The following is a 13088-nucleotide window of genomic DNA, read 5'->3' on the forward strand; positions in this document are numbered from 1 at the left end:
ATCTCTTTAGGCCTGTCTGCGAAGCGGGCGCCATTCTATGCAAACTATTCGTGAGATGCAACACCCTGGCAGGGCATAATTTTGTGCTGAAGACCCGGAAAATCTTTCACAAGCGTCGCTAGCAAAGCGTCATCCACAAGTCGACGGCCCTCTCCATCCACGCGAACCCAGTAATCGCGGTGAGCGCGTGGCAACTCACGCATAAGAGGCTCGTACCCCGCATCCTTGAGACGCGTCATTACACTCTCGGCCGAGTCAAGTCTTGGAAAAATCCCAAGTGAGATGCCGTTCTGCAGGTCGCCCTGACTGATCAGGTAGCTGTCGATCTTGCGAGCCTGGAGCTCCTTCAATTGCCGCAACGATGCCTGCCTGGAGGCAAGCGGAGCGAGATAGACCCAGTAGTCAACGCCTGCAGCAGCATCCACACTTTGAATGCTGCTCTGGATATTCAGGGCTAGCAGCCTTTGCTCAACACCCTTCACTTGCTCCTCACGATCCAGGCCTCCCAAAAACAGACAAACCTGAGCATCAGGCAAAGGCGCTGACTGCTGCTGAGCACGAGGGGCAGTATTTTCCTTGGACTCACTCAACAAACGAATGTCTTGCTGCCCCCCCCTGTAAAGAGACAGTGTCTCGACTTCTTTGACCTGGAGAGGGGCCTGTTGTTGGTGCCAAACGTAATAGAAGAGATTCAGCACCAATAAGAGCAGGAACAGCCAGCGCATGGACAACCTCAGTCAAATGGACACGCAATCGCAAGTCCGGAAAAAACTAGATCAGGAGCCAATCTCGCATTGGGCACTTCCTCTTTTACCAATGCAGCATCCCCTCCGGTGAGAAAAATGCAGAAATCCTCTCCCAACTGTTGTCGGGCCAGATCCAATTGCATGCGCACGAACCCCTTGAGCATCAAAAGGCAACCTCGCTCAACGGCTTCAGCGGTGTTCCGCCCTGGCTTCATGTGCGCCACCGCTTGAGCGGCAGCTTCGTCGTCATACCGGATTCGTCGCGTATGCGTTCTGAGCTGGCTACGCATGAGTGGCACTCCTGGACATATATACCCCCCGAGATGCACGCCACTGGAAGTTACGAAGTCGGAGGTGACCGCCGTACCGAGATCAAGCACGAGCGATGCGCTCTTGCTGACGTGGTAGGCGGCAACGACAGCAAGCCATCGATCCAATCCAAGCTTGTGGAAATCCTCATAGCCATTAACGACTCCCGCCAATACCTTCGAAGAGGATGCGAGCAGAGGCCTTGCATGAAACGCTTGTTCAAGAGCCTGCAGCAGCGCGGAAGTTTCCTCCTCCGAGCGCACACTGACTAATCGGCACTGCTGAATGCCTGAGTAGTCGGAGGCCTTGATTGCCTGGATGACATTGTCGCCATCAGCAGCAACACCTGAAATGAGCGCTCCTTCACTGTCGGTGCCAAGCAGGCGCCATTTGATGAAGCTGTTGCCACAGTCAAGCTCTAGAATCATCTCGCAACCTCAAACTGAGCTCTCCCCCGTTTAGCAGCAACTCGGTGCCCCCCACATCAAGGCGAAGAGCGCCACTTTTATCAATACCAAGAACCACACCGTCCACACGCTTGCTGGCGGTTAGTACGGATACCTCCCTTCCGGTCCACGCATGATGGAGCTCCCACTCCCTCCGAACAGCAGCGAACCCCTCTCCCAGGCAACGGCGGAGCTCACATAGAAGAGCAGCAGCAATTTGCGTGCGATCCTGAAGGGATCCAATCTCGGAACGGACGGACGTCCACTCCTGGGTAATTTCTGCCTGTCGGCTCAACATATTGACGTTGAGCCCGACACCAATAACGACATTACAGATATCAGCTGGATCTCCCACGAGTTCGATGAGAATTCCGGCAATCTTCCGCTCCGCCACCAAAACATCATTGGGCCACTTGAGCTGCGCGGAACTCACACCTAGCGACTGAAGAACCCGCAACACGGCAACACCAACCAGCAGACTCATTCCCTCCAGCTGTCTGGCGCCTCCATCTATCCTGATTACGCATGAGAGATAGAGATTCTCACCATAGGGCGACACCCAGGCTCGCCCTCGACGACCGCGCCCACCAGACTGGTGCTCCGCCAAGACAACAAATGGCGCCTGTACGCCCTGGGATAACAAGCGCAGTGCTTCCGCGTTTGTAGAGTCAATGCTCTCATGGATAAAGATTGGCCACGGCTCACCTAGGGCGAAAAGACGCTCCTGGGAAAGAGGCTCGAATGGAGAAGCAAGGCGATAACCTTTTCCCCGGACCCTATGGATATCCAGGCCGTAAGCAGCCTCGAGGTGCTTCAGATGCTTCCAGACAGCAGCACGGGAAATGCCAAGCGCCTCACCCAGGAACTCTCCGGAATGAAACTGGCCATCCTGAAGGAGACGTATCAGATTCAACATAACGCTCAGCCTCTTTACGAGGCAGGCATCATAGCGGCGCCCTGTTGGGTTGCATAGAAAAGGGATGGGGTGCAGGACTTAACGACTGGGCCCTGCTGCATGAAAGGTCGACTCGATTTTCATCCGCGCAAAGTCAAACCCCCGATCACCTTTCGATGATCGGGGGTTTGGTATAGGTGCTTGACGATGACCTACTCTCACATGGGGAAACCCCACACTACCATCGGCGATGCATCGTTTCACTACTGAGTTCGGGATGGGATCAGGTGGTTCCAACGCTCTATGGTCGTCAAGCAATTCTTTAGGGTGATCGTCGAGACGCTCACCCGAATTCGGGTATGTGACAGTACTTTGCGGTTCAATCGAACTTTCGGTTTGTCGACTTCACCAACAACACCAGATTGTTTGGGTGTTATATGGTCAAGCCTCACGGGCAATTAGTATTGGTTAGCTCAACGCCTCACAGCGCTTACACACCCAACCTATCAACGTCGTAGTCTTCGACGGCCCTTTAGGGGATTCAAGATCCCAGTGAGATCTCATCTTGAGGCGAGTTTCCCGCTTAGATGCTTTCAGCGGTTATCTCTTCCGAACATAGCTACCCGGCAGTGCCACTGGCGTGACAACCGGAACACCAGAGGTTCGTCCACTCCGGTCCTCTCGTACTAGGAGCAGCCCCTCTCAAATCTCAAACGTCCACGGCAGATAGGGACCGAACTGTCTCACGACGTTCTAAACCCAGCTCGCGTACCACTTTAAATGGCGAACAGCCATACCCTTGGGACCGGCTTCAGCCCCAGGATGTGATGAGCCGACATCGAGGTGCCAAACACCGCCGTCGATATGAACTCTTGGGCGGTATCAGCCTGTTATCCCCGGAGTACCTTTTATCCGTTGAGCGATGGCCCTTCCATACAGAACCACCGGATCACTAAGACCTACTTTCGTACCTGCTCGACGTGTCTGTCTCGCAGTCAAGCGCGCTTTTGCCTTTATACTCTGCGACCGATTTCCGACCGGTCTGAGCGCACCTTCGTACTCCTCCGTTACTCTTTGGGAGGAGACCGCCCCAGTCAAACTGCCCACCATACACTGTCCTCGATCCGGATGACGGACCAGAGTTAGAACCTCAAGCATGCCAGGGTGGTATTTCAAGGATGGCTCCACGAGAACTGGCGTCCTCGCTTCAAAGCCTCCCACCTATCCTACACAAGCAGGCTCAAAGTCCAGTGCAAAGCTACAGTAAAGGTTCACGGGGTCTTTCCGTCTAGCCGCGGATACACTGCATCTTCACAGCGATTTCAATTTCACTGAGTCTCGGGTGGAGACAGCGCCGCCATCGTTACGCCATTCGTGCAGGTCGGAACTTACCCGACAAGGAATTTCGCTACCTTAGGACCGTTATAGTTACGGCCGCCGTTTACCGGGGCTTCGATCAAGAGCTTCGCTTGCGCTAACCCCATCAATTAACCTTCCGGCACCGGGCAGGCGTCACACCCTATACGTCCACTTTCGTGTTTGCAGAGTGCTGTGTTTTTAATAAACAGTCGCAGCGGCCTGGTATCTTCGACCGGCATGGGCTTACGGAGTAAATCCTTCACCCTCACCGGCGCACCTTCTCCCGAAGTTACGGTGCCATTTTGCCTAGTTCCTTCACCCGAGTTCTCTCAAGCGCCTTGGTATTCTCTACCCAACCACCTGTGTCGGTTTGGGGTACGGTTCCTAGTTACCTGAAGCTTAGAAGCTTTTCCTGGAAGCATGGCATCAACCACTTCGTCATCTAAAAGATAACTCGTCATCAGCTCTCGGCATTGAGCGCCCGGATTTTCCTAAGCACCCTGCCTACCACCTTAAACTTGGACAACCAACGCCAAGCTGGCCTAGCCTTCTCCGTCCCTCCATCGCAGTAACTAGAAGTACGGGAATATTAACCCGTTTCCCATCGACTACGCTTTTCAGCCTCGCCTTAGGGGCCGACTCACCCTGCGTCGATTAACGTTGCGCAGGAACCCTTGGTCTTTCGGCGTGGGTGTTTTTCACACCCATTGTCGTTACTCATGTCAGCATTCGCACTTCTGATACCTCCAGCGAGCTTCTCAACTCACCTTCACAGGCTTACAGAACGCTCCTCTACCGCGTCACTTACGTGACACCCGCAGCTTCGGTGTGTGGTTTGAGCCCCGTTACATCTTCCGCGCAGGCCGACTCGACTAGTGAGCTATTACGCTTTCTTTAAAGGATGGCTGCTTCTAAGCCAACCTCCTAGCTGTCTAAGCCTTCCCACATCGTTTCCCACTTAACCACAACTTTGGGACCTTAGCTGGCGGTCTGGGTTGTTTCCCTTTTCACGACGGACGTTAGCACCCGCCGTGTGTCTCCCACGCTCGGCACTTCCAGGTATTCGGAGTTTGCATCGGTTTGGTAAGTCGGGATGACCCCCTAGCCGAAACAGTGCTCTACCCCCTGGAGTGATACGTGAGGCGCTACCTAAATAGCTTTCGAGGAGAACCAGCTATCTCCGAGCTTGATTAGCCTTTCACTCCGATCCACAAGTCATCCGCTACCTTTTCAACGGGAGTCGGTTCGGTCCTCCAGTCAGTGTTACCTAACCTTCAACCTGCTCATGGATAGATCGCCCGGTTTCGGGTCTATACCCAGCGACTAAACGCCCTATTAAGACTCGCTTTCGCTACGCCTCCCCTATTCGGTTAAGCTCGCCACTGAATATAAGTCGCTGACCCATTATACAAAAGGTACGCAGTCACCTAACAAAGTAGGCTCCCACTGCTTGTACGCATACGGTTTCAGGTTCTATTTCACTCCCCTCTCCGGGGTTCTTTTCGCCTTTCCCTCACGGTACTGGTTCACTATCGGTCAGTCAGTAGTATTTAGCCTTGGAGGATGGTCCCCCCATGTTCAGACAAAGTTTCACGTGCTCCGTCCTACTCGATTTCACTTCCAGGACCCTTTCGCGTACGGGGCTATCACCCACTATGGCCGCACTTTCCAGAGCGTTCCGCTAAAATCCAAGAAGCTTAAGGGCTAATCCCCGTTCGCTCGCCACTACTAAGGGAATCTCGGTTGATTTCTTTTCCTCAGGGTACTTAGATGTTTCAGTTCCCCTGGTTCGCCTCTTGCACCTATGGATTCAGTACAAGATACCTAGGTTATCCTAGGTGGGTTCCCCCATTCAGAGATCTCCGGATCAAAGTCTGTTTGCCGACTCCCCGAAGCTTATCGCAGGCTACCACGTCTTTCATCGCCTCTGACTGCCAAGGCATCCACCGTATGCGCTTCTTCACTTGACCATATAACCCCAAGCAATCTGCCAGTGGTCATGGTGTGAAGACGACATTCGCCGAAAATTCGCGCTTGAACTCGCAAATTTTGCCTTGAGTTGCTGAGTGCAGTGAAACACTCAACAAGTCACTTCTATCACATACCCAAATTTTTAAAGAACGTTCTGGCGCAAAGACCAGAAATCAATACCTGAACCAGGTACTCATTTCTGAGCTTTCAGCGATTGTGTGGATGGTGGAGCCAAGGAGGATCGAACTCCTGACCTCCTGCGTGCAAAGCAGGCGCTCTCCCAGCTGAGCTATGGCCCCTTCAGACCTGCTGCGCCCTCGACAATTGGTGGGTCTGGGCAGATTCGAACTGCCGACCTCACCCTTATCAGGGGTGCGCTCTAACCAACTGAGCTACAGACCCAATCGTCACACTTTCGGGTCTAAACCCAATCGCTTTTCGCAAGTGAATCAAGCAATTCGTGTGGGAGCTTATGAAGAAGCTGATGTCTTCGATTAAGGAGGTGATCCAGCCGCAGGTTCCCCTACGGCTACCTTGTTACGACTTCACCCCAGTCATGAATCACTCCGTGGTAACCGTCCTCCTTGCGGTTAGACTAGCTACTTCTGGAGCAACCCACTCCCATGGTGTGACGGGCGGTGTGTACAAGGCCCGGGAACGTATTCACCGTGACATTCTGATTCACGATTACTAGCGATTCCGACTTCACGCAGTCGAGTTGCAGACTGCGATCCGGACTACGATCGGTTTTATGGGATTAGCTCCACCTCGCGGCTTGGCAACCCTTTGTACCGACCATTGTAGCACGTGTGTAGCCCTGGCCGTAAGGGCCATGATGACTTGACGTCATCCCCACCTTCCTCCGGTTTGTCACCGGCAGTCTCCTTAGAGTGCCCACCCGAGGTGCTGGTAACTAAGGACAAGGGTTGCGCTCGTTACGGGACTTAACCCAACATCTCACGACACGAGCTGACGACAGCCATGCAGCACCTGTGTCAGAGTTCCCGAAGGCACCAATCCATCTCTGGAAAGTTCTCTGCATGTCAAGGCCAGGTAAGGTTCTTCGCGTTGCTTCGAATTAAACCACATGCTCCACCGCTTGTGCGGGCCCCCGTCAATTCATTTGAGTTTTAACCTTGCGGCCGTACTCCCCAGGCGGTCGACTTATCGCGTTAGCTGCGCCACTAAGATCTCAAGGATCCCAACGGCTAGTCGACATCGTTTACGGCGTGGACTACCAGGGTATCTAATCCTGTTTGCTCCCCACGCTTTCGCACCTCAGTGTCAGTATCAGTCCAGGTGGTCGCCTTCGCCACTGGTGTTCCTTCCTATATCTACGCATTTCACCGCTACACAGGAAATTCCACCACCCTCTACCGTACTCTAGCTCAGTAGTTTTGGATGCAATTCCCAGGTTGAGCCCGGGGCTTTCACATCCAACTTGCTGAACCACCTACGCGCGCTTTACGCCCAGTAATTCCGATTAACGCTTGCACCCTTCGTATTACCGCGGCTGCTGGCACGAAGTTAGCCGGTGCTTATTCTGTTGGTAACGTCAAAACAGCAAGGTATTAACTTACTGCCCTTCCTCCCAACTTAAAGTGCTTTACAATCCGAAGACCTTCTTCACACACGCGGCATGGCTGGATCAGGCTTTCGCCCATTGTCCAATATTCCCCACTGCTGCCTCCCGTAGGAGTCTGGACCGTGTCTCAGTTCCAGTGTGACTGATCATCCTCTCAGACCAGTTACGGATCGTCGCCTTGGTGGGCCATTACCCCACCAACTAGCTAATCCGACCTAGGCTCATCTGATAGCGTGAGGTCCGAAGATCCCCCACTTTCTCCCGTAGGACGTATGCGGTATTAGCGTTCCTTTCGAAACGTTATCCCCCACTACCAGGCAGATTCCTAGGCATTACTCACCCGTCCGCCGCTGAATCATGGAGCAAGCTCCACTCATCCGCTCGACTTGCATGTGTTAGGCCTGCCGCCAGCGTTCAATCTGAGCCATGATCAAACTCTTCAGTTCAATACTGCTTGGGTTTTGAGAAAACCCTAAACTTGGCTCAGCAATCGCAAATAAACTCTCGAATTCACGAGTGTTACTTGTGTTGCTGATAATCAGTCGACTACCAGTCTTACATCACAAGCACCCACACGAATTGCTTGATTCAAATTTTTAAAGAGCGTTTCGATCAAGTCTTTCGTCTCAACCGAGGCCGCGCATTCTACAGCAGCCTTTCTTTCTGTCAAGCTGTTTTTCGAAGAATTTTTTCTTTCTACTCAACAACTTGCGCATCCGTCGAAACACTCTTCAACATCAGCGGGAAGCGAATCATACAGCATTCAAACTCGCTGTCAACACCTCTTTTCAGCAATCAACCTGACCAGCAGATCAATCACCGCGAATCCGCAACCACTCCGGAACCGCACCCCGCTTAAAACACTTAACTCATTGATTTTCAAGGAGTTTTCGTTGTCCGCCGTGGGAGTGGTGCGCATTATAGAGACCTCAGCCACGGCGTCAATACCTATTTTCGAAAAATCATTCCGCCTTCAGCGAGATGCGCGCGAACGCCTTCTTACCCGCCTGACATACATGACTTTTACCCAGCTCGAAGACGAACGAGCGATCGACCACTTGCCCATCGACGCGCACGCTGCCTGCCGCCAAGAGATCGCGCGCCGCAGCAGCGTTCTTCACTAACCCCGCCTTATTAAGGACAGACGACACCGGCATACCCTCGGATGCGAGCAACTCCACCTCAGGCAGGTCCTCCGGAAGCTCGCCATCCTTCATGCGATTGCCGGCCGAGCGATGAGCAGTGGCCGCCGCCTCCTCACCATGGAAGCGAGCCACGATTTCCTCAGCCAGCTTGATTTTGATGTCACGAGGATTGGCCCCAGCCTCAACATCAAGTTTGAACTGTTGGATTTCTTCCATGGAGCGGAAGCTGAGCAACTCGAAGTAACGCCACATCAAGCTGTCCGGCATCGACACGAGCTTGTTGTACATGACGCCCGGCGCTTCCTGGATGCCCACATAGTTCCCCAAGGACTTGGACATCTTCTTGACCCCATCGAGCCCTTCGAGCAACGGCATGGTCACGATGCACTGGGAAGCCTGCCCATAGGCACGCTGCAATTCGCGCCCCATCAACAGGTTGAACTTCTGATCGGTACCGCCCAACTCGACATCGGCGCGAAGCGCAACAGAGTCATAGCCCTGCACCAACGGGTAGAGGAACTCATGGATCGCAATCGGTTGGTTGGTGGCGTAGCGCTTACTGAAGTCATCCCGCTCCAGCATCCGCGCCACTGTGTACTGGGAAGACAGACGAATGAAGTCAGCCGGCGACAGCTGATCCATCCAGGTGGAGTTGAACGCCACCTCGGTCCGCTCGGGATCCAGGATCTTGAAAACCTGCGCCTTGTAGGTCTCCGCATTCTCCAGCACCTGCTCTCGAGTCAACGGAGGGCGAGTGGCACTCTTGCCGCTGGGATCACCGATCATTCCGGTGAAGTCCCCGATCAGGAAAACCACCTGATGCCCCAGCTCCTGAAACTGACGCAGCTTATTAATAAGGACGGTGTGCCCCAGGTGCAGATCAGGTGCCGTCGGATCGAAGCCGGCCTTGATGCGCAGCGGACGCCCCGTCTTGAGCTTCTCGATCAGCTCCGCCTCGACCAGTACTTCTTCCGCACCGCGCTTGATAAGCGCAAGCTGCTCCTCAACCGACTTCATGTAAGGCCCCGTGCCACGTAAAAACAAAAGGGAACCAAACATACAAGATCGCTGACTAATTACAAGTTTTGCGCCCGCAGCCAGACCGACCGCCGAAAGGTCGGTTCCCGAGGTTGCCTGAGGGCCTATTTGATTATATTTTAGGCAGTTAGATCACTTTCTTAATAACACCACACGCCATGACGCATAACGTTCCCAAAGCGCCGCGCTATCCGAAGAGCCATCTGCTGGCCGCAAGCGGTGTAGCTGCGCTTCTGAGCCTGGCCTTGCTGGTGTTCCCGTCTCGGGAAGTCGAGGCGAAGAAGACCTACATCAATCTGGACATGGACAACGGCGCTGAAGCGCTGATTCAGGAAAAGGACGATCTCCGACAGGGCCTATCCAGCGAAGGCGAGTCAAGCACTCCCTTTGCCACCATCGAACCGTCCGCGGATGCCAAGGACAGCGCAGATAGCGATTCCAGCACGGATGAGCAGGATGCTTCCACATCAGCCTCCTCCCCGAGTACACCCGTCGATCCTGGCCTGAAGACCGTCAAGGTCGATAGCGGCGATACCCTGTCCACGCTGTTTGCCAAGGTCGGCCTCTCGGCGAGCGTGCTTCACGAGATTCTCGACAGCAGCAAGGATGCCAAGTCCCTCACCCGCCTCAAGGTCGGTCAGCCCTTCGAATTCCGGCTGACCCCGGAAGGCGAGTTTCAGAGCCTCCATTCCCAGCTGAGTGACCTGGAAGCCGTCACACTCGCCAAGACCGAGAAGGGCTACGACTTCAAGCGCGATATTGCCAAGCCTGATATTCATTCGGCTTACGCGCACGGTGTGATCGACAGCTCGCTGTTCCTTTCCGCCAAACGTGCCGGCCTCTCCCACAACCTGACCATGGACCTGGCCAACATCTTCGACTACGACATCGACTTCGCACTCGATATCCGAGAAGGCGACGAGTTCGAGGTCATCTATGAGAAGAAGACCGTCAATGGCAAGGAAGTAGGCTCGGGCGCCATCCTCGCAGCGCGGTTCACCAACCGCGGCAAGACCTACACCGCTGTCCGCTTTGCCAATGCCCAAGGTATCGCCAGCTATTTCCGTGACGATGGCACTGCGATGCGCAAGGCCTTCATCCGTACCCCCGTGGACTTCGCTCGGATCAGCTCCCGCTTCTCGCTGGGCCGCAAGCACCCCATCCTGAACAAGATCCGCGCGCACAAGGGCGTAGACTACGCCGCTCCACGCGGAACACCGATCAAGGCAACGGGTGATGGCAAGGTCATGCTCGCTGGGCGCCGTGGTGGCTACGGCAATGCCGTGATCATCCAGCACAGCGGCAAGTACCGCACCCTCTATGGGCACATGCAGGGCTTCGCCAAAGGCATCAAGACCGGCGTGAGCGTCAAGCAGGGCCAGATCATCGGCTACATCGGCACCACCGGGCTCTCGACCGGCCCGCATCTTCACTACGAGTTCCAAGTCAACGGCGAGCACGTCGACCCGCTCAGCGTGAAGCTCCCCATGGCCGATCCGCTCATCGCCAGCGAGAAGAAGCGCTTCCTGCAACTGAGCAAGCCGCTGATGGCACGCATGGACCAGGAAAAGGCCACCATGCTTGCCCAGAACAAGCAGCAGTAAACGCATGCCGTACTACATCGGGGTCATGTCCGGGACCAGCCTGGACGGACTGGACATCGCCCTGATTGCGCAAGACAGCCGCCCACGGCTTCTGGCCTCCCATTACATCCCCATGCCGGGCGACCTGAAGGACACCCTTCTCGCACTGTGCTCCCCCGGCGAGGACGAACTCGCCCGCGCGGCCCTGGCGGAGCAACGCTGGGTGCAACTCGCTGCACAGGGTATCCAGCAGCTCCTCCAGCAAGCAGGGCTCGGCCCCGATGCCATTCGGGCAATAGGCAGTCACGGCCAGACGGTACGCCACGAGCCTGGCCGGGGATTCACGATCCAGATCGGCAACTGTGCGCTCCTGGCAGAGCTGACCGGCATTACCGTTGTCGGTGACTTTCGTCGCCGGGACATGGCCGCAGGCGGGCAAGGGGCCCCATTGGTCCCTGCCTTCCATGAAGCCCTTTTCGGCAACGACTGCCATCGCGCCGTCCTGAACATTGGAGGCTTCAGCAATCTTTCGCTCCTACAGCCAGAGCGCCCGGTCTTCGGCTTCGACTGTGGCCCCGGCAATGTTCTGCTGGATGCCTGGATAGCCCGCCATCAGGGCAAGCCCTACGACGCGGATGGCGAATGGGCCGCCAGCGGCCAGATCGACGCAGCCCTGCTCCAGACGCTGATGGCAGACGAATTCTTCCTCGCTCAAGGCCCCAAAAGTACGGGAAGAGAGCACTTCAACCTGCCCTGGCTGGACGACAAGCTGGCACGAATGGACACGCCGCATTCTGCCGAGGACGTCCAGGCCACCTTGCTGGAGTTCACCGCACGCACAGTCACCGACGCCCTGCATGCTGCTCAGCCGAGCACTGATGAGCTGCTGGTGTGTGGCGGCGGCGCGCGAAATCGCACCCTGATGAAGCGATTGGCCGACTTGCTCCCCTCTACCCGGGTTTGCAGTACCGATGAAGCCGGCGTATCTGCGGACTGGATGGAAGCCATGGCCTTTGGCTGGCTCGCCCACTGCTGCCTGGAAGGCATACCCGCCAATCGCCCGAGCGTGACTGGCGCCCGGGGCCCCCGCATACTCGGCGCGATCTACCCCGCCTGAAACGAAAACGCCGTGCATGAGCACGGCGTTCGGTAGACAAAGTCCGATCAGATCGAGAAGGACTGCCCACAGCCGCAGGTAGTGGCCGCATTGGGGTTCTTGATCACGAAGCGCGAGCCTTCCAGGCCTTCCTGGTAATCCACTTCGGCGCCTGCCAGGTACTGGAAGCTCATGGGGTCGACTACCAGGCTCACACCGTCACGCTCGACGATGGTGTCATCGTCCGCCACGTCTTCATCGAAGGTGAAACCGTACTGGAAACCGGAACAACCGCCACCGGTGACGAAGACACGGAGCTTCAGGCGCGGATTGCCTTCTTCATCGATCAGGTTCTTCACCTTGCTTGCGGCTCCCTGGGTGAACATCAGGGCGGTAGGGGTGAAGGATTCGACACTCATGATGCAACTCTCCCGGCTTGACGCCGCCATACTGCGCTATGGCGCCGCATTATCCGCTTACCCTAGAAAACTGGTCAACTATTAAGCATCGGCCTCATCGACCCGCGACGGCAGCTCGAGCGGCTTGGCGGACTCCTTGATCTGGCCCAGGCGCCCGTCGATCTGCGCGCCCATGGCCATCTCCATCAATCCATACAACACCGTACCCTTCACCCGCGCCCGTGCGCCCAGTTCCAGGTGCTCGCTGGCGTACACATCGCCCTGCACCTCACCATCGATGATGACGTGGGGCGCACGAATCTCACCCTGGACCAACCCGTCCACGCTGATGCGCACCATGCCTTCCACGGCAGACAAATTGCCCGTCAGGCGCCCATCCACCTGCACCGCGCCCTGGAAGCGCAGATCGCCCACCAGCTCGGCGCCGGTCGCGATGATGCTGGTCTTGCCGCTGTAACGCTGCAGGTCTGCCTTGGGTTTCTGCTTGTTCCACATA

At 55.8% G+C, this 13088-nt stretch carries 8 protein-coding genes, 2 tRNA genes and 3 rRNA genes; 2 read left to right on the forward strand and 11 right to left on the reverse strand.

Annotated features, from left to right (window positions below; translation table 11 throughout):
- Positions 1-44: 44 nt before the first annotated feature.
- The 9 genes from FBY21_RS17155 to tyrS form a co-directional block, all read right to left on the reverse strand.
- Positions 45-725, reverse strand: a complete 681-nt coding sequence (locus FBY21_RS17155; protein WP_074974299.1) for an SPOR domain-containing protein — start codon at positions 723-725, stop codon at positions 45-47.
- 8 nt (positions 726-733) lie between these two features.
- Positions 734-1483, reverse strand: a complete 750-nt coding sequence (locus tag FBY21_RS17160; protein WP_074974301.1) for a type III pantothenate kinase — start codon at positions 1481-1483, stop codon at positions 734-736.
- The gene (gene birA / locus FBY21_RS17165; RefSeq protein WP_074974303.1) at positions 1467-2417 is read right to left on the reverse strand and encodes a bifunctional biotin--[acetyl-CoA-carboxylase] ligase/biotin operon repressor BirA; all 951 of its coding nucleotides are present in this window, start codon (positions 2415-2417) and stop codon (positions 1467-1469) included. The genes FBY21_RS17160 and birA overlap by 17 nt, the downstream gene beginning before the upstream one ends.
- 178 nt (positions 2418-2595) lie before the next feature.
- Positions 2596-2711, reverse strand: a 5S ribosomal RNA gene (gene rrf / locus FBY21_RS17170).
- Between the two features lie 122 nt (positions 2712-2833).
- A 23S ribosomal RNA gene (locus FBY21_RS17175) occupies positions 2834-5725 on the reverse strand.
- A 224-nt stretch (positions 5726-5949) separates the two neighbouring features.
- Positions 5950-6025: transfer RNA gene (locus FBY21_RS17180), tRNA-Ala, on the reverse strand.
- A gap of 26 nt (positions 6026-6051) precedes the next feature.
- A tRNA-Ile gene (locus tag FBY21_RS17185) sits at positions 6052-6128 on the reverse strand.
- A gap of 93 nt (positions 6129-6221) precedes the next feature.
- Positions 6222-7757, reverse strand: a 16S ribosomal RNA gene (locus FBY21_RS17190).
- The 16S, 23S and 5S rRNA genes sit together here with 2 tRNA genes alongside, the layout of an rRNA operon.
- 516 nt (positions 7758-8273) lie before the next feature.
- Positions 8274-9473: a tyrosine--tRNA ligase gene (gene tyrS / locus FBY21_RS17200; protein WP_142012517.1), complete on the reverse strand. Its 1200-nt coding sequence runs from the start codon at positions 9471-9473 to the stop codon at positions 8274-8276.
- A gap of 179 nt (positions 9474-9652) precedes the next feature.
- Between tyrS and FBY21_RS17205 the strand changes: the two genes are divergently transcribed.
- Positions 9653-11098: a peptidoglycan DD-metalloendopeptidase family protein gene (locus tag FBY21_RS17205; RefSeq protein ID WP_142012520.1), complete on the forward strand. Its 1446-nt coding sequence runs from the start codon at positions 9653-9655 to the stop codon at positions 11096-11098.
- Between the two features lie 4 nt (positions 11099-11102).
- The gene (locus FBY21_RS17210) at positions 11103-12194 is read left to right on the forward strand and encodes an anhydro-N-acetylmuramic acid kinase (protein ID WP_142012522.1); all 1092 of its coding nucleotides are present in this window, start codon (positions 11103-11105) and stop codon (positions 12192-12194) included.
- A gap of 47 nt (positions 12195-12241) precedes the next feature.
- On the opposite strand, the gene erpA is transcribed toward FBY21_RS17210, so the two are convergent.
- Both erpA and FBY21_RS17220 read right to left on the reverse strand, forming a co-directional pair.
- A complete protein-coding gene (gene erpA, locus FBY21_RS17215; RefSeq protein ID WP_044405735.1) occupies positions 12242-12592 on the reverse strand; it encodes an iron-sulfur cluster insertion protein ErpA in 351 nt (116 codons plus the stop codon).
- Positions 12593-12673: 81 nt separating this feature from the next.
- Positions 12674-13087: a polymer-forming cytoskeletal protein gene (locus FBY21_RS17220; protein ID WP_044405734.1), complete on the reverse strand. Its 414-nt coding sequence runs from the start codon at positions 13085-13087 to the stop codon at positions 12674-12676.
- Between the last annotated feature and the right edge of the window lies 1 nt (position 13088).

The organism is Pseudomonas sp. SLBN-26, from assembly GCF_006715895.1.
In the GTDB taxonomy this organism is placed as follows: domain Bacteria; phylum Pseudomonadota; class Gammaproteobacteria; order Pseudomonadales; family Pseudomonadaceae; genus Metapseudomonas; species Metapseudomonas otitidis.

What these genes read in the sequence shown, in the direction of transcription:
- FBY21_RS17155 (WP_074974299.1), bottom strand. Translation starts at nt 725, where the DNA reads ATGCGCTGGCTGTTCCTGCTCTTATTGGTGCTGAATCTCTTCTATTAC.
- FBY21_RS17160 (WP_074974301.1), bottom strand. Translation starts at nt 1,483, where the DNA reads ATGATTCTAGAGCTTGACTGTGGCAACAGCTTCATCAAATGGCGCCTG.
- birA (WP_074974303.1), bottom strand. Translation starts at nt 2,417, where the DNA reads ATGTTGAATCTGATACGTCTCCTTCAGGATGGCCAGTTTCATTCCGGA.
- tyrS (WP_142012517.1), bottom strand. Translation starts at nt 9,473, where the DNA reads ATGAAGTCGGTTGAGGAGCAGCTTGCGCTTATCAAGCGCGGTGCGGAA.
- FBY21_RS17205 (WP_142012520.1), top strand. Translation starts at nt 9,653, where the DNA reads ATGACGCATAACGTTCCCAAAGCGCCGCGCTATCCGAAGAGCCATCTG.
- FBY21_RS17210 (WP_142012522.1), top strand. Translation starts at nt 11,103, where the DNA reads ATGCCGTACTACATCGGGGTCATGTCCGGGACCAGCCTGGACGGACTG.
- erpA (WP_044405735.1), bottom strand. Translation starts at nt 12,592, where the DNA reads ATGAGTGTCGAATCCTTCACCCCTACCGCCCTGATGTTCACCCAGGGA.
- FBY21_RS17220 (WP_044405734.1), bottom strand. Translation starts at nt 13,087, where the DNA reads ATGTGGAACAAGCAGAAACCCAAGGCAGACCTGCAGCGTTACAGCGGC.